Origin of the sequence: Neorhizobium turbinariae (assembly GCF_023223505.1) — a bacterium.
Lineage (GTDB): Bacteria > Pseudomonadota > Alphaproteobacteria > Rhizobiales > Rhizobiaceae > Neorhizobium > Neorhizobium turbinariae.
Genome location: NZ_JALPRY010000027.1, coordinates 14,336 through 30,681, shown reverse-complemented (window position 1 = coordinate 30,681; position 16,346 = coordinate 14,336). Strand labels below are relative to the sequence as shown.

17 protein-coding genes are annotated in these 16,346 nt (G+C 62.1%); 3 read left to right on the top strand and 14 right to left on the bottom strand.

The features are described from left to right. Window positions 1-3: 3 nt before the first annotated feature. The 4 genes from M0654_RS20550 to M0654_RS20535 all read right to left on the bottom strand — a co-directional run bounded on the left by M0654_RS20550 (window position 4) and on the right by M0654_RS20535 (window position 3,751). On the bottom strand, window positions 4-558 hold the full coding sequence (locus tag M0654_RS20550) for a hypothetical protein (protein ID WP_118849756.1): 555 nt from the start codon (window positions 556-558) through the stop codon (window positions 4-6). A 71-nt stretch (window positions 559-629) separates the two neighbouring features. Continuing rightward, window positions 630-1,709 (bottom strand): YcjF family protein, encoded by a 1,080-nt coding sequence (locus M0654_RS20545; protein WP_248684674.1) that lies wholly within the window; start codon window positions 1,707-1,709, stop codon window positions 630-632. Then, complete coding sequence (locus M0654_RS20540; RefSeq protein ID WP_248684673.1) at window positions 1,706-3,175, bottom strand: YcjX family GTP-binding protein; 1,470 nt, start codon at window positions 3,173-3,175, stop codon at window positions 1,706-1,708. Before M0654_RS20540 ends, M0654_RS20545 begins: the two co-directional genes overlap by 4 nt. A 72-nt stretch (window positions 3,176-3,247) precedes the next feature. Then, on the bottom strand, window positions 3,248-3,751 hold the full coding sequence (locus M0654_RS20535; RefSeq protein ID WP_248684672.1) for a SixA phosphatase family protein: 504 nt from the start codon (window positions 3,749-3,751) through the stop codon (window positions 3,248-3,250). 258 nt (window positions 3,752-4,009) lie between these two features. On the opposite strand from M0654_RS20535, the gene dksA reads away from it, so the two are divergent. Beyond that, a complete protein-coding gene (dksA, locus tag M0654_RS20530) occupies window positions 4,010-4,429 on the top strand; it encodes an RNA polymerase-binding protein DksA (RefSeq protein WP_118849752.1) in 420 nt (139 codons plus the stop codon). Window positions 4,430-4,514: 85 nt separating this feature from the next. Here the strand turns inward: dksA and M0654_RS20525 are convergent, their stop codons facing one another. Continuing rightward, window positions 4,515-5,624 carry a citrate synthase/methylcitrate synthase gene (locus tag M0654_RS20525; RefSeq protein ID WP_248684729.1) on the bottom strand — a complete coding sequence of 370 codons (1,110 nt, stop codon included), beginning with the start codon at window positions 5,622-5,624 and terminating at the stop codon, window positions 4,515-4,517. A 74-nt stretch (window positions 5,625-5,698) separates the two neighbouring features. Here M0654_RS20525 and M0654_RS20520 point away from each other — a divergent pair, with 74 nt between their 5' ends. Together M0654_RS20520 and M0654_RS20515 are read left to right on the top strand one after the other, a co-directional pair. After that, window positions 5,699-6,910: a citrate synthase gene (locus M0654_RS20520; protein ID WP_248684671.1), complete on the top strand. Its 1,212-nt coding sequence runs from the start codon at window positions 5,699-5,701 to the stop codon at window positions 6,908-6,910. A gap of 15 nt (window positions 6,911-6,925) precedes the next feature. Continuing rightward, entirely contained in the window at window positions 6,926-7,360 is a 435-nt protein-coding gene (locus tag M0654_RS20515; protein ID WP_248684670.1) for a VOC family protein, read from the top strand. A 3-nt stretch (window positions 7,361-7,363) separates the two neighbouring features. Here the strand turns inward: M0654_RS20515 and M0654_RS20510 are convergent, their stop codons facing one another. The 9 genes from M0654_RS20510 to M0654_RS20470 all read right to left on the bottom strand — a co-directional run bounded on the left by M0654_RS20510 (window position 7,364) and on the right by M0654_RS20470 (window position 16,322). Then, window positions 7,364-8,788, bottom strand: a complete 1,425-nt coding sequence (locus M0654_RS20510; protein ID WP_248684669.1) for a cryptochrome/photolyase family protein — start codon at window positions 8,786-8,788, stop codon at window positions 7,364-7,366. A 41-nt stretch (window positions 8,789-8,829) separates the two neighbouring features. Next, the gene (locus M0654_RS20505; RefSeq protein WP_248684668.1) at window positions 8,830-10,056 is read right to left on the bottom strand and encodes a molybdopterin molybdotransferase MoeA; all 1,227 of its coding nucleotides are present in this window, start codon (window positions 10,054-10,056) and stop codon (window positions 8,830-8,832) included. Window positions 10,057-10,059: 3 nt separating this feature from the next. Then, a complete protein-coding gene (moaC, locus tag M0654_RS20500; RefSeq protein WP_248684667.1) occupies window positions 10,060-10,539 on the bottom strand; it encodes a cyclic pyranopterin monophosphate synthase MoaC in 480 nt (159 codons plus the stop codon). Next, the gene (trpC, locus tag M0654_RS20495) at window positions 10,540-11,355 is read right to left on the bottom strand and encodes an indole-3-glycerol phosphate synthase TrpC (RefSeq protein WP_248684666.1); all 816 of its coding nucleotides are present in this window, start codon (window positions 11,353-11,355) and stop codon (window positions 10,540-10,542) included. A gap of 4 nt (window positions 11,356-11,359) precedes the next feature. Then, entirely contained in the window at window positions 11,360-12,376 is a 1,017-nt protein-coding gene (gene trpD, locus M0654_RS20490) for an anthranilate phosphoribosyltransferase (RefSeq protein WP_248684665.1), read from the bottom strand. 12 nt (window positions 12,377-12,388) lie between these two features. After that, complete coding sequence (locus M0654_RS20485) at window positions 12,389-14,272, bottom strand: SurA N-terminal domain-containing protein (protein ID WP_248684664.1); 1,884 nt, start codon at window positions 14,270-14,272, stop codon at window positions 12,389-12,391. Between the two features lie 125 nt (window positions 14,273-14,397). After that, entirely contained in the window at window positions 14,398-15,303 is a 906-nt protein-coding gene (locus tag M0654_RS20480; RefSeq protein ID WP_118849744.1) for a DUF72 domain-containing protein, read from the bottom strand. 53 nt (window positions 15,304-15,356) lie between these two features. Beyond that, on the bottom strand, window positions 15,357-15,704 hold the full coding sequence (locus M0654_RS20475; protein ID WP_118849743.1) for a DMT family protein: 348 nt from the start codon (window positions 15,702-15,704) through the stop codon (window positions 15,357-15,359). A 66-nt stretch (window positions 15,705-15,770) separates the two neighbouring features. Further along, window positions 15,771-16,322, bottom strand: coding sequence for a Pycsar system effector family protein (locus tag M0654_RS20470; protein WP_248684663.1), 552 nt, complete (start codon window positions 16,320-16,322; stop codon window positions 15,771-15,773). Window positions 16,323-16,346: the final 24 nt, after the last annotated feature.

Here is a 16,346-nt window from a genome sequence, read left to right as displayed (position 1 = left end):
AGCTCAAGGCTTGATCGAGCCGACGGCGATCGAGTCCATGTCGCGGTCGAGCGACAGGCCGATGACGGGGATCATCTGCTCGTCGACCTTCACCGAGATGGTGATGTTCATCTTGTTCTCGCCGCGGAGGCTAGCGACCATGGCTCCATTCAACTGCTTGCGGTTGATGCCCATGACGACCTTGTCGCCATTGACGGAGCCGGAGATGATGTCGAGACCCTTGCCTTCGGCGCCATCGAGGAACTTGCCGGTGTAACCCTTGCCGCTCTGGGTGATCGTGGCCGACATCGGCTGCTGGAACACGCCGACCCGGCAGGTGCCGTCGAGCTTGATTCCAACGTCGCCAGCGACCGGCGGAGCACCGATGAGGTTGCAGCTGAATTTCGTGCCCTTGTATTTGCCGGCAACGATCTCGCCCGGACCCTTCCAGACACCCGCTACGGACTGGAAAAACGCCTTGTCGCGCGGTGCGGCCTCAGCCTGTGAGGTGATGGCCGAAGGTGCCGCAGCGGTAAGAACGGCGATACCGCCGAGAAGCGAAAAGAAGCGCGTAAACATGAACTTTCCTCAGACGAGCGGCAACTTTAACTGCCGCTAAATTTACGCGCGAATGGTTAATGCGGAGTGAATTATCGTTCGTCGGAGCGTCCGCCAACGGAGGCAATGTCGGACAGAAAATCGCCGATGCCGGGCCTTTTTACGGCACGGAACGGCAGCGGACGGCAAAGATCCATGGCGGCAATCCCGATCCGGGCGGTCAACAATCCATTGATTACGCCCTCGCCGAGTCGCTTCGAAAGTTTCGATGCAAGCCCGTGGCCGAGCACCTGCTGGGCAAGCCCGTCGCCAACCGCAATTGAGCCGGTCACGGCCAGATGCGCCACCACGTCGCGCAGCAGTCGCATCAGGCCTAGCGTGCCGGGACGGCCGCCGTAAAGCTCCGCCATGGCGCGAACCAGCCGCGTGACTTCAAACAGCACATAAGCGAGATCCACGATGGCGCGCGGGCTGACGGCAGTGACGATGGAGACGCGCTTGGAGGATGCCAGGATGAGGGCCCGTGCCTTGCGGTCGAGCGGTGAGAGCAGTTCCCGCTCTGCCAGATCGATCAGTTGCGGGGCGTCAATGATGTCGTCCTTGGTCGCGTCGAGCGTGGCGCGTCCCTTTGCTGTCTCCGGGCGGTGACTGAGGATCGTATAAAGGCTCGAAACGACCGAACGGGCTGCTGCGGGGCGAGGCGACAGCAAGGCATCTTCAGCCTGTGTCTTCAATGTCTGCACGGCGGAAAGCCGCATGATGCCAAGCACTTCGCGCGCCACCAGGACGAACACGGCAACCAAGCCGATACCAAGCGCTGCGAGTGCTGCGTAACCCAGCCAGTCCGCGCGGGCGAAGAGGTCACGGATGACGCTGTCTGCCCACAGGCCGAATGCCAGCGACAGGAAGGTGCCGAAAGCGGCCAGCGCGAGATTGACGAAGGAAAACTTCCTGCGTCGGCGAGGCTCGGCGACCGGTATGGCGTCCGTATCCAGTTCCGGCGGGGAAAGGAACGGATCCTCTTCGTCCGGCGTCACCGCGACCATGCCGTCATCGAAGCTGCGAGGGCTGCGGCTTGCCGGGACATTAACCGCGCCAGTGGCGGCTGCTTCTTCCTCGACGGCGAATGACGCGGGGCGCCGCCTGTTGTTCTGCGACTCAGGAGGTCTCATGCCAGCCGGTCTCCCAGAAGGAACTGCAGGGCGCGATCGAGGCGGATATGCGGGATCGACAGCTTGGCTCCGGTTGCCGTTCTCTCCAGGAGCGGCGGCCTGAAGCGCACGATGTTGACCTCCGGCAGGTCATTGCTCGCCGCGTCCATGCCGCGGAACAGCGTTTCGGGATCTTCCGGCAGGTCTCCCGGAAAGACGGCCGTCTTCCTCTCTCCGTCGAAGCGCTCGCCGTTGATCGTCTCGCCAGCCATCGGCGTGCCGACGATGACGGGGAGCAGTTGGCCGTCCTCCTTCACCGTCGCCTCGCGGGTGGCACGTACCGAAGCGATCGCCATCACTTCGATACCGGCTCCGGCCATGCCGATCCGCTCGATAGCGCGATCCACCAGCCTTCCAGCAAGCTTTTCCAGCCGGTCGTGGCTTTCGTGGTGAAGATGGTCGGCCTTGGTTGCGGCGACCAGCACCTTGTCGATGCGGCGGCCGAGGAGTGCGGACAGGATGCTGTTGCTGCCGGGACGGAAGCACGCGAGAACGTCCGTCAGTGCGCGCTCGAGGTCCTGCACCGCTTCCGGGCCTCGGTTGATCGCCTGCAGCGCATCGATTAACACGATCTGACGGTCCAGCCGTGCAAAGTGCTCGCGGAAGAACGGCTTCACGACGATGTTCTTGTAGGCGTCGTATCGGCGCTCCATCATTGCCCGCAACGAGCCCTTTGGCGCCTTCGTTTCAGGCATGTTCGGCAGCGGCGCGAAAGTCAGTGCCGGCGAGCCTTCCAGATCACCTGGCATCAGGAAACGTCCGGGCGGCAGGGTGGAGAGCGAGCGCTCGTCCGATTTGCAGGCTTTCAGATAGGCGGCGAAAGTTTCCGCAAGTCCCCGCGCCGTCATCTCGTCGGCCGGCGCGTCCTGGTCGATGCTCTGCGCCAGTTGCACCCAATCTCGCGACAGTTCCTGTCGGATGCCGGTCTGGGCGAGCGAGACGGTGCTTTCACTGAACTGGCGAAAATCCTGCGCAAGCAGTGGCAGGTCGAGCAGCCACTCTCCGGGATAATCAACAATGTCGATCGACAGCTTTCCGCGCGAAAACATCCGGCCCCAGCCGCTGGCGCTTTCGTAGTCCAGCGTGATGCGCAGCTCAGAGATGGCGCGGGTGGAATCCGGCCAGATGCGGTCGTTGACCAGCGCGTTGATGTGATCCTCGTACTGGAAGCGCGGGATCGCATCATCCGGCTGCGGCTCCAGCCTCACGTTGGACACGCGGCCCGATCGATAAGCTTCGAGCAGCGGCAGGCGCCCGGCGTTTAGCAGATTGTGGACGAGGGAGGAGATGAAGACGGTCTTGCCGGCACGCGACAGGCCGGTCACGCCGAGCCTGATCGTCGGGTGGATCAGCCCGCTTGCACGATCGGTGAGGTTGTCAAGCGCTATGCGGGCGTCGTCGGTGAAGCTGGTGAGCGAAGGCGGCAAGGTGAGGTTCCGGTTTCCGTGTTCGGGGCAATATAGGTATCGCCGGAGCCGGAGGCAAAGACGCCGTATGCCTCAAGGGGTGAGGAAATCGGTGAGGATCCAGTCCGCGCCTGCGCCCGATGCTTGCGTATTCCGGTCCAGGACCACCAGTCCAGCAGGGGGATAACTCGAGGGAACTGCCGCCAGCATCTGGGTCGGACCCACAAGCGCCTCGAGCAGTTCTTCCATCGTCGGGTTATGGCCGATGATCATGACCGAGCCTGCGTCCTGCTGGCTTTCGATCAGCGACAGATAGGTGGGCAACGAGCCGTTGTAGAGTTCATCGACAAAGTTCGGCTCAATCGTCTCGTCCGTTGCACGGCGGATGGCATCTGCCGTTTGGCGGCAGCGCGTGGCGGTGGAGCAGAGCACCCGGTCTGGTCGGTAACCGAGGTCGGCTGCCTTGTCCGCAACAAGCTCGGCTTCAGCAAAACCCTGGGCGTCGAGCTGGCGGTCGAAATCCTTCTGTCCGGGCTCCGCCCACCCGGATTTGGCGTGGCGTAACAGGTAGAGACGGGACGGAGAAGGGGAGGTCATGGGTGATGCGCCAAGTCGGAAGGAATGTCTGAGGCAGAGGTAGCTATGGCCCCACCCGGCGTCAACCGGCAGTGGACGCGGATCGGCGCGGCCGGCCGTGCTATAGTTCAGGCGTTAAGAATAAAGCTGAAAAATTCACCATTTAGCCCATTTTTGTGACAGTTTTAAATTGTGCTCAATAGTTTGTGCACGGCTTGAATCGCGATGGCCGAATGCGATATAGAGGCGCCGCATGAGATGTTCTTCAGGAGAATCGCGTTGAGTGAGAAGATCGATCTTAGCAATTATGTGCTCTCGGAAGACGAAGAGTTCATGAATGCAAATCAGAAGGCGTACTTTCGGGCGAAGCTGATTGCTTGGAAGAATGACATACTGAGAGAAGCGCGCGAAACGCTGGACCATCTGGCTGAAGAAAGCGCTAACCATCCCGATCTCGCCGACCGGGCCTCCTCCGAAACAGACAGGGCTATCGAACTTCGCGCCCGCGACAGACAGCGGAAACTGATTTCGAAAATCGATGCCGCGCTACAGCGTATCGAGGAAGGTACCTACGGTTACTGCGAAGAAACGGGCGAACCCATCGGCCTCAAGCGCCTGGATGCCCGTCCGATCGCAACCCTGTCGATCGAGGCGCAGGAGCGTCATGAACGGCGCGAGAAGGTTTACCGGGACGAGTGATCGTCCCAGCATGGCATGAGTTTCAAGGCACGGGAAACCGTGCCTTTCTTTTATCCTGCAGTTCGTGCTCCAGGCCGAGGCGGCTCTAGACTGCTCGCTGGAGCGAGTGTTGCTGGTCGGGCCGCGGGCCGACATAGACCGAGCGGGGGCGGATCAGCCGACCGTTCATTGCCTGCTCGCGGGCGTGCGCAATCCAGCCGACCGTGCGGCCAAGCGCAAACACTCCGGTGAAGCTTTCGCGCGGGAAGCCGAGCGCATCGAGAAGCAGCGCCGTGTAGAACTCGACATTGACGTCGAGGCGCCGATCCGGCTTGCGCTCCCTGAGGATCGCGACGGCCACCCGTTCCACGACCTCTGCCAGCTTCACCCGCGAAAGACTGACTGTCCCTTCTTCTGCCAGTCGCTGCAGCGCGGCTTTCAGCGCATCGGCGCGTGGGTCGCGCACCTTGTAGATCCGATGACCGAAACCCATCAGCCGCTCGCCGCGACCGAGCGTCTCGCGCAGCCAGGTTTCTGCATTCGACTCCGTCCCGATCTCATCGAGCATATCAAGTACAGGTCCGGGTGCTCCGCCGTGAAGTGGTCCCTTGAGCGCGCTGAGGGCAGCCAATACGGCCGAAGCAAGCCCGGCTCCGGTGGATGCGACGACGCGCGACGTGAAGGTGGAGGCATTCAGCCCGTGGTCGCAGATCGTCACGAGATAGGCATCAAGCGCGGCGACCTGTGCCGGGCAGGGCGTGGTGCCCGTCAGCATCCTCAGCGTATCGGCAGCTTGTGAAAGCGTCGCATCCGGTGCGATAGGCAGCAGGTCCTGCTGAAGCCTCAAGAGTGCGGGGAGGAACACCGCGGTTGCCGCGGCAAGACGTACGGCCGTTGGCAGATCATCGCCATCCGGCAGTCTTGCGAGGAGTGCTCGCAGAGCGTCCACCGGTGGCATGCTCAGCATTGCCTCGTCCACAGCGCCGATATGCGCAAAGACTTCGGCACGCGCTCGACCCAGTGCCGTGTTGACCATTGCGGCAGACATGGGTTCTTCAAAGAACCCATCCCATAAGCGCAAGACCGTATCTTCAAAGGTTGCAGATCCCGCGAGGTCATCCAGCGAGGCGCCGCGGATGATCAGCTGACCGGCCTCACCATCAACATCCGAGAGCACCGTTTCGGCAGCAACGACATCTTCCAAACCATTCTTCATCATCACGTTCTCCTTTACCGTGAACATGATCAAGGCTATCAATGTTGACGTCAATCTTGATGAGATAGATCAATATGAAGAGTGGGTGGATCACCGCAGAGGAAGCTTTGAAGCGGCTCGGCACCAAGCCGCAAACGCTTTACGCCAATGTCAGCCGCGGTCGCATTCGCGCCAAAGCCGATCCGGCGGAATCGCGCCGCAGCCTGTATCAGGCGGAAGACGTGGCGCGGCTTGCGGAACGGCATTCCGGTCAGCGCGCATCGGCTGCCGTGGCCACGGAAACGATCCGCTGGGGCGAACCGCTGCTGCCGACGACGATCTCCGCCATCGAGGACGGTCGGCTTTATTACCGCGGCCGCGACGCGCTGGAACTTGCGCAACATCTGACACTGGAAGAGACGGCGGGTCTGTTGTGGGACACGGCGCCAGCAAAACTGGCAGAGGGTGCTTCAGGGGCAAGCGGAAACGCATCGCGCGTGACGGGCGCGCTTGTCGCCCTGGCCAAACGGGCGGCCACCGATCTGCCGGCGCTTGGGCGTCGTCCGGCGGTGCTTCGATCCGAAGCGGCCAAGATACTGTCAACTGTTGCGGGAGCGCTGGCACCAGGAGGTGACAGGCCAAGGCCGTTGCACCAGCGCCTCGCGGACGGTTGGGAAAGGCCGGAGGCCGCCGAGCCGATTCGCAAGGCACTGGTCCTGACGGCCGAGCATGAGCTGAATGTGTCCGCCTTCGCGGCGCGCGTGACGGCGTCATCGGGTGCTGCCCTGTCGGCCGCAGTGCTGTCCGGGCTCGCGACGTTGACGGGCCCCCGCCATGGCGGCGCATGGCGTGATGTCACGATGCTGGCGGCGCAGGCGAAGGCCCATGGGGTGCGTGAGGCAATCTCGACCGGTCTGTCGTCGGAAGGGTTGCTGCGTGCCTTCGGGCATCGGCTTTATCCGCAAGGAGATCTCCGTGCCAAGGCGTTGATGGCGGAGTTCGAGGCGCCAAAGCTTTACCGCGATCTTGCGGAGGCGGGCGAGGAGCTTCTGGGTGAGCCGATCAATATCGATTTCGCGCTGGCGAGCTTGGCGGTCGCTTTCGAACTGCCGCCTGAGGCGCCGCTGGTGATTTTTGCGATGGCGCGCACCACGGGGTGGCTTGCCCATGCCATGGAGCAGGTGGAAAGCGGGGAACTGATCCGGCCGCGAGCCCGATATGCCGGCGTGGACGAACAAGATGTTGAAACCGCGGGCTCACGGCGTAGCTCTTCGGCCCATTCTCGCCTATCTTCCGCCGCACGTTGAGAATGGACAAGACGCATGTTCGGAAATGATTTCAGCCTGAGCCTCAGCCTGTTCGTGGCGCAGGGACGCGAGCGCCAGACCGCCGATTTCTACAAGTCGGTGTTCGGGGCTGAAGAAACGAATTCCTACGAGATGCTGCACCTGATGATGATCGAGCTGCAGCTTGGGCCGATTGGCCTCGTGGTCTGTGGATCTGACCCGAAACGTGAAAGAGCGCCGTCATACCAAGGGCCGTTCCACCCAAAAACGGACGGAGCGGTCAGCGCCATGTTTCAGTTGACGGTGCCGGATGTGGAGGCGGTGGTGGATGCGGCTTTCGACGCAGGCGGCATGTTGCGCGACAACATCCAGACTGACCTGCAGGGCCGGCAGGTGGCAACGATCTTTGATCCTGCCGGTCATGCGTGGGTGTTGATTGAAGCAGAGCCGAGGAATGGGAGCGCGGCTTAAGCGTCACCGGATGCTTCGATAGGCAGTGAGAGCCCGGTCGCGCGCAAAGCCATGGTCGATCATCGGCCTCGGGTAGTTCTTGCCGAGTTCGATGCCGGCTTCTTGCAGGACAGATTCCGGCGCCTCGAACGGTCTGTGGATGTATTTGCGGCCGAGCTTTGCGAGTTCCGGCACATGCGCGCGGACGTAATCGCCATACGGATCGAACTTTTCGCCCTGCAGGAAAGGATTGAAGATCCGGAAGAAGGGTGACGCATCGGCGCCAGAACCGGCGACCCACTGCCAGTTGGCGCTGTTGTTGGCCGGATCGGCATCGACGAGCGTGTCGCGGAACCAGCGCTCGCCCTTGCGCCAGTCGATCATCAGGTCCTTGATCAGGAAAGACGCGGTGATCATCCGTACGCGGTTGTGCATGAAGCCGTGGCGCCAGAGCTGGCGCATGCCGGCATCAACGATCGGGTAGCCCGTCTCGCCCTTCGTCCAACTGGCGAAGTCGGCTTCGTCATATTGCCACGGAAAGCGGTCGAACTTGCTGTCCCAGTTCTCTTCGTGGAGCGCCGGAAGCTCACGCAGCAGGCTGTAGCAGAAGTCGCGCCAGGCAAGCTCCCTGCGGAAATGCATGATCTCCGTGGATGCTGTCTGCGGCAGATCGCGCGTGGCGTGCCAGAGCCGCGCCGGGGATATCTCGCCGTGAGTGAGATGTGCTGACAGGAGAGAAGTTACCGTTTCCGCGGGAAAATCGCGGCCTCTTTTGTAGTCATGCAACTCGCGCCCGGTAAACTCTTCCAGCTTCGCATGGGCTCCAGCCTCCCCGGGCGTCCAGAGTTCGCAGAAGGTGGCCGCCCAGTTCGGCGCTTTGGGCAGAAGGTCCCAGTCCTCAAGATTGTCCGACTTGGGGAGCGAGGCTGGCGACGGTATGGCGCGCGGCGCTGGAACCGGTTCGTGGGGTTCCCCGCGCTTTTGCATCGCGTTCCAGAAGGGCGTGAAGACCTTGAAGGCGCTGCCCGATCCGGTGCGGATGGAGCCAGGCTCATGGAGCAACTGTCCGTGGAACGCCTGGATGGCGATGCCGCCGGCCTTCAGGGCAACCGCGATCTCCCGATCAAGATCATTTCGCTCATAGGCGCGGTTGACGAAGACGGTAGTGGCCCCCGTCTGCCGCGCAAGCTCCAGCAGTACGTCCTCCGCCGGCCCCGCATGCAGGAGAAGGTCACCACCAAGCGACTTGAGGGAGGTGCGGAGGGAGATGAGCGAGTGATGGAGCCACCAGGACTGAGCGGCACCCAGTGGCCCGACGTTCACATGCGCCGGCTCGCGGATGTAAATCGGGACGACCGGCCCGCCGGCCTCCAGTGCGGCCTGAAGCGCGGCATTGTCGTCAATGCGCAGGTCTTTCCGGAACCAGAGAATTGCGGGACGGGCGTTCAAGCGGCAACTCCACTGGTGGACTGGATCGCTGTCCGGTGCGGTCAGATTTGAATGATGGGCCGAATCAGCAGCAGCTCGCAGGGCGCACCGGCCGGCAGCTCCGGTGCATGCGGCGGCCGGACGATCAACGCATCAGCCTGCGAAAAGATCTTCATCATCGACGAATCCTGCTTGGTGAAGGCTTCTGCGACAAGAGCGCCAGCTTCATCGCGCCGAAGTTTGGCTCGCAGGTAATCCTGCCGCTGGTCGTTGGCGGAGAGCGGATTGGCAGTGCGGCCGGAGACGAGCCTCTGCCGCTCTGGCAGGCGGGCGAGCTGGCGCACCAGCGGCTCCAGGAACAGCATGCCCGTCACGAGGCTTGCGACCGGATTGCCGGGCAGGCCCAGCACATGCATGTCGCCTAAGGAACCAACCATCAGCGGCTTGCCGGGGCGCATTGCGATGCGCCAGAAATCGAGTTCCATACCGGCTGCTTTCAACGTTGCTTGCACCAGATCGTGGTCACCAACCGAGGCTCCGCCCAGCGTGACGAGTACGTCGACACCGGCGGCACGCGCCTTGTCGATTGCGGCCGCGATGTCTTCCTGCCGATCCTTCACAATTCCGAGGTCGACAATCTCGCCGCCATTGTCGCGAACAAGCGCGGAGATGCCGAAAGTGTTGGAGGCAATGATCTGCGACGGGCCGGGGTTGGCTCCCGGCGGCAGGAGTTCGTCGCCAGTGGCGAGAACAGCGACGCGCGGGCGACAATAGACGGAAAGCGTCGGGTGGTTCATGGCGGCGGCAACCGTCATGTGCGAAAAGTCCATTACGGTCCCCGCCGGCAGGACGACTTCGCCCTCGGCAAAATCCTGGCCACGCGGCCGCACGTGGCGGCCAATGGTCACCTCGAACCTGGTGCGGATGCGGCCGCCGTCGAGCACCTCGGCATCTTCCTGAATGAGGATCGAGTCCGCGCCCACCGGCAGCGGTGCGCCGGTGAAAATCCTTACGGCCTGTTTCTCTGCAACCACGCCATCAAAGGCGTGTCCGGCCGAGGCCGTGCCGATAACCGTCAGTTCGGAACCGATCTCTGGGGCGTCGGTGGCACGCAAGGCGTAGCCATCCATGGCGGACGCATGAAATGGCGGTTGGGTGAGCCTAGCTGCAAGATCGACGGCAAGAACGCGACCATTGGCCTCGGCGAGAGGGATGACCTCTGCCCGCTCCAGGGGCCGCGCCCGATCAAGCAGCCGAACCTTCGCGTCTGGAACGGGGAGGAGTGCCATGGTTCAGTCCTTGAGCCGGTAGGTACCGGATTTGCCGCCGGTCTTTTCACGCAGGCGGATGCCGCCGATCTCCATGGCCTTGTCCGCGGCTTTCGCCATGTCGTAGATCGTCAGGCAGGCGACGGAGACGGCGGTCAGTGCTTCCATCTCAACGCCTGTCTTGCCGGAAAGTTTTGCGGTGGCGGTCACACGCAGGCCCGGAAGCGCCTCATCCTCGGCGATCTCGACAGCGACTTTGGTCAACATCAACGGATGGCAGAGCGGGATGAGATCCGACGTCTTCTTGGCTGCCATGATACCGGCAAGCCGCGCCGTGCCGATCACGTCGCCTTTCTTGGCATTCCCCTCGCGGATCAGCGCGAGCGTCTCTGGCCGCATCCGCACGAAACCTTCGGCCGTTGCCGAACGACTGGTTTCAGCCTTGTCGCCGACATCGACCATGTTCGCCTCGCCCGAAGCGCCGAGATGGGAGAGCTCCGCCATCTATTCCGCCGCCGCGCTCGCGGGAGCACCTTCCAGCAGCAGGCGCGTGGCAGCGGCCACGTCGTCCTGGCGCATCAGGCTTTCACCAACGAGGAAGGTTTCGATGCCGACCTTCTTCAGCCGCAGGCAATCTGCATGCGTGAAGATGCCGCTTTCACCGACAAGGAGACGGTCGGCGGGCACCATGGGGGCCAGACGCTCGCTGGTTTCGAGGTTGAGTTCGAAGGTGCGCAGGTTGCGGTTGTTGATGCCGATCATCGAGTTAGGCAGCTTCAACGCGCGTTCAGTCTCTTCTTCGTCATGGACTTCGATGAGCGCGTCCATGCCGAGTTCCGCCGTGGATTCGATGAGGCGACGCGCCTCGTCGTCTGACAGGGATGCCATGATGACCAGGATGCAATCAGCGCCCCAGGCGCGTGCTTCGTAAACCTGGTACGACTCGAACATGAAGTCCTTGCGCAGCGCCGGTAGCGCACAGGCGGCACGGGCGGCTGTCAGGAATTCTGGCGCGCCCTGGAAGCTCGGAGTGTCGGTGAGCACCGACAGACATGCGGCACCGCCCGCTTCATAAGCCGCCGCCAGCGCCGGCGGATCGAAATCCGGACGGATCAGGCCCTTGGATGGGCTCGCCTTCTTGATTTCGGCGATCAGGCCAAACTTGCCGACCTGTTTCCTGGCTTCCAGCGCACGGCGAAAGCCGCGCGGTGCCGACTGATCGGCGATGCGTGCCTTGAGCTCCGCGAGCGGCACACTTGCCTTGGCGGCTGCGATCTCTTCGCGCTTGTAGGCTTCGATCTTCTTGAGGATGTCCGCCATCCGCTCAGTCCCTGTCATTGGAGACGGCTACGAGGCGATCCAGCGCAGCGGCCGCCTGGCCGCTGTCGAGGGACTGTGCTGCGAGCGTCATTCCGTCCATGATGGTTTCCGCCTTGCCGGCGACCACGAGCGAAGCCGCGGCGTTGCAAAGCGAAATGTCGCGATAGGCATTGCGGGCACCAGCGAGGACAGCCCGCAGCGCGGCGGCATTGGCCGTTCCGTCGCCACCCTTGAGTTCATCCATCGACGCAGCCTGTACGCCAAAATCCATCGGCGTCAGCTCGAAGGAGCGGATGCGGCCGTTCTCGAGCGCCGTCACCTGGGTGATACCGGTCGTGGTGATTTCATCCATGCCGTCGCCATGCACGACCCAGACGTTCTCCGAACCAAGATCGCGCAACACCTCGGCGATCGGCTCCAGCCACCGTGGCGAGAAGACACCGAGCAACTGTCGCTTGGCGCCCGCCGGGTTCGAAAGAGGGCCGAGCAGGTTGAAGATCGTGCGCGTGCCGAGTTCAACGCGGCTCGGGCCGACATGGCGCATGGCGGCATGGTGCATGGAGGCAAACATGAAGCCGATGCCGGCTTGGCGAATGCAGCGCGAGATCAGTTGCGGGCCGATCTCCAGGTTGACGCCGAGCACGGACAGCGTGTCCGCGGTCCCGGATTTGGAGCTCAGCGCCCGGTTGCCATGCTTGGCAACCGGAACCTTGCAGCCTGCAACGATCAACGAAGCGAGCGTCGAGATATTGTAGGTGCCGAGCCCGTCGCCGCCGGTTCCGACGATGTCGATGGCATCGGCCGGCGCTTCAACGGGCAACATCTTGGCGCGCATGGTGGCGACAGCGCCGGTCAGTTCCGCGACTGTTTCGCCGCGTACCCGCAGGGCCATCAGGAAGCCACCGATCTGCGATGGCGTTGCTTCGCCCGACATCAGGATATCGAAGGCGGCTTGTGCCTCTTCACGCGACAGGCTTTCGCCGTTCGCGACCCTGGCTATGAGCGGTTTCAGGTCTGCCATTCGCCGCTCCCGCTACTGAAGCACGACCTGATCGGCCACACTCTGGTTGACCGACACGCCGTAGCTATCCTTCAGACTGTTGACCATCTGGTCCAGCATGTCGTCGCCGGCCGATTCCGCCATCTGCTGAAGCTGCTGGTCGCTGGACAGGGCGTCGGAGGTCGCCTGATCCACGGCCGTGACCTTCAGGAGAAGCCGGCTTTCGCCATCGGCGCCCAGCGCGCTTGCGGTGGTGTTGACCGGACCGCTGAAGGCCGCCGTGATCGCTTCGTTGCCGAAGATGGCGTCTTCCGCGCCACGGCGCAGGCCCTGCTTCGTTTCGACAGCAAGACCAAATTCGGCTGCGATGGCGGACAGTTCTTCACCGCCGTCGATGCGACCCTTCAGCTCAGTCGCCTTGGCGGCAAGTGCCTGGCGCTGCTGGTCTGCCGTCCAGTCGGCAACGACCTTTTCGCGCACTTCCGTCAGCGGGCGTTCACGTTCCGGGACGATGTTGCGGACTTCGAACCAGACATAACCATCGTTGCCGAGGCTGACGGGAAGGGTGTCGGCGCCGGGTTCGGTCCGGAAGACTTCGGCAACCAGATTGGTCGCTGCGGGCAGGTCGGCGATCCGCTGTTCCTGCTGGTCGCGGCCTGAACCGTCGCTGGTGACGGTCACGGCCTTGAGGTTCATTTCCTTGGCTGCGTCTTCGAGCGGCGTGCCGCTGCTACGAAGGTCCTCGAAGCGGTCATGCGCGGCCTGCACTTCCTGGGAAGCCGACGCCAGCGACATCTGCTTGCGCAGCTCTTCCTTCACGTCCTCAAAGGAACGGGTGGTTTCCGGCTGGATGTTGGTCACACGGAGGATGACCGGGCCAAAGGTGCCATCCACGACCGACGTCGTGCCGCCGGCGGCAGCAACCTTGAAGGTGGGATCGACAAAAGTGGGATCAGGCATGGTTTCGCGCGTGAAGGCGCCAAGCAGCACGTCTTCCGGCGACTTGCCCTGGTCCTTGACGAGCTGATCGAAGGTCACATTGCCTTCCTTCAGCTGTGTCGCAGCAGCCTCCGCCATTTCCTTGTTCGGGAAGGGGAGCTGTTCGATCGTCCGGGTCTCGTGGGTCTTGTAGCTGTCCTTGCGCTTTTCGTACTCGGCGCGAACCTCGTCATCCGATACAGACGATACATCAGCGATATCGGCAGGCTGCATCTTCACATAGGCGAAGGTGCGGTATTCGGGTGCGCGGTAGCGGCCCCTGACGCCTTCGAACCAGGCGGCGAGCACGTCGTCAGCCGGCGCCTTGACCGGATCGATGGTGGCGTTCGTCAGGAGGACGTAGTCGACGTTGCGCACTTCGTCGCGGTACTGCTTCAGCGCATCAACAAGCGCCTGCGGCGGCTTGAAGCCATCCGAAACGGCCTCGACGATCTGGCTACGGACCGCGACCTTGCTGCGTTCCTTGATATAGTCGTCTTCGCGGATGCCGGCATTGCGAAGACGCGCGGTGAAGAGGTTGCGGTCAAACTGGCCGTTGATGGACTTGAAGGCCGGGTCTTCTGCGATGAGACTGGCCAGGCGATCTTCCGAGAGACCGAGGTTCATATCGTCAGCAAGCTGATCGAGCGCGGCGCCGGCAGCGAGCTGCGCGAACACCTGGTTCTGCAGCCCGAAGGCACGGGCCTGGTCCGGCGTCAGCTGGGTGCCGAACTGGCGGCTGAGGCTAGCGATCTGGCGCTGGTAGGCGAGACGGAACTCTTCCGGCGAGACCTGCTGGTCGCCGACCGTCATGACGGTGTTACCACCGGAGGTAAAGACGGTGCTTGAAATGCCCCAAATGGCGAAGGAGGCAACCAGAAGGAGGAGCAGAGCCTTCGCGACCCAAGAGCGGGCGGCATTTCGGAGGGAATCAAGCATCGTTCAATTACCTTGCAAACAGCGATAGCCGCCAACGAGGCGGATTGAGCACTGTCTCTAAATCAAAGCGACGCGGAAATGAAGGTGGGTGCAATGAAAACCGCCGGGGCGCGTTCACATCTGGCTTATGCTCGTTCGACCTGCGGTTCGGCTATCTCGCCTAGCTTTGCGGCAAGGGCTGCTGCATCGAACGGTGCCCGCACCTTCGCGTCGTTGTCGAAGTACACATAGACATCCAGCCCGCGCATCTGCGGCGGCGACGGCGGTCCCACCCTTGGCGCGGACTGTGGATCCTTGCCGCGCCGCCATTCGCCGATCAGTTGCGCCCAGTGATCGAGCGCGGCATCATCGTAGCCGCTGACATACAGTTGCTCGGACCCGTGCAGTCGGCAGTAGATGAAGTCGGCGGTGATATCCATGAGCAGCGGCCAGTCGACCGTATCGGCCACTACCAGGCCGACGTGGTACTGGCGCAGAAGGTCGATGAACGCCTGCGAACGGAAACTGTCATGGCGGATCTCGAAGGCGTGACGCATCGGACGCTGCCTGTCGATCTCGAGGTGGGAGCGGCCGTTCAGCCGAGCATCGTGCTGAGAAGCCAACTGCAGTGCCTGCTCCGTGTCGCGCGGGAGTAACTGCAGAAAGGTTTCAAACCGTGCCGGGTCAAACTTCATCTGCGGCGGAAACTGCCACAAGATGGGGCCAAGCTTCTGTTCGAGGCGCAGAACGCCGGAGGCGAGGAAATTCGCTAACGGCGTTTCCACATCGATGAGGCGCTTCATATGGGTGATGAAGCGCGGGCCTTTGATGGCGAAGATAAAATCATCCGGCGTAGCGGCATGCCAGGCAGCGAAGCTCTCCGGACGCTGCAGGCCGTAGAAGGTGCCGTTGATCTCGATGGAGCGGAAGCTGTTGGCCGCAAAGCTCAGTTCCTGCCTTTGCGGCAGACCCTTTGGATAAAAGACACCACGCCACGGCTTGTAGGTCCAGCCGGAGATCCCGATGCGGACATCACCGATACGCTGCTTCATCCTGCACCTCCATTGCCGGGTGAACAGGATGGAGCAGATGAAGTTCCGTCGGCCTACTTTGTGAAGATGAAGAAGGCCCCAAGCGCGATGAACGCAAACCCGATGATCTGCTTCCAGCTGATCGCTTCGCCGAGATAAAAGACCGAGAAGATGACGAAGACCGACAGGGTGATGATTTCCTGGATGGTCTTCAGTTGTGCGGCGTTGAAATAGCCATAGCCGATCCGGTTCGCCGGAACCTGCGCACAATACTCAAACAACGCGATACCCCAGCTAACCAGGATCACCAGGTAGAGCGGCTTGTTCTCGAACTTCAGGTGCCCATACCAGGCAAAGGTCATGAAGACGTTGGACAGGATCAGGAGCCCAATCGTGACGAAGGGGACGGAAGACAAAGACATGACGGATAATCCCAGGGACTGTGATGCCTGCGCCAACCGACTGGGCAGGATGTGATCCTCTAGCGCTCACTGCCCCTGCGTGACAATCAAAAGCAGCACATAGGCCATGACCGTCAACATCAGGCCGCGGAAGGCATAGGAGACGAACTTGTATTTCTGCCGCGCGATGAGCGAGAGCACGTCGGCATTGTCGAGGTACTGGTTGAACAGATAGCTGACGTCGCTGTGCCGCGCGGCCTGTTCGAACAGTGGCCGGTGCATCGGCCAGGTGCCCCAGAACAGCGACGTGGACTTGTCGACGCGGCGCGGCAGGACCACCAGGATGGCGCACAGGATCGAGGCGACAGAAGCAAGCGCGAGCGCGGCCGAGACGAAAATCTGCGGCCATTCACCTTGTGTGTACCGGATCCAGCTAAAGACGCCGCGACCTTCCGACGACGACACCAGAAAGGCTAGCATAAAAGTAAAGATGTAGGCTGCCTTCTGGTCAGATATCTTGATCTGATCGTAATAGACGTCGTTTATCTTACGGATATGGTTGATGTATTCCTCGGTGATTTCGCCCGTCGCCATCGGCATTTCGAGCATTTCGGTCGGTGCATTTTCAAAGTCACTCACGTGAATATTCCCCTTTATCTCACT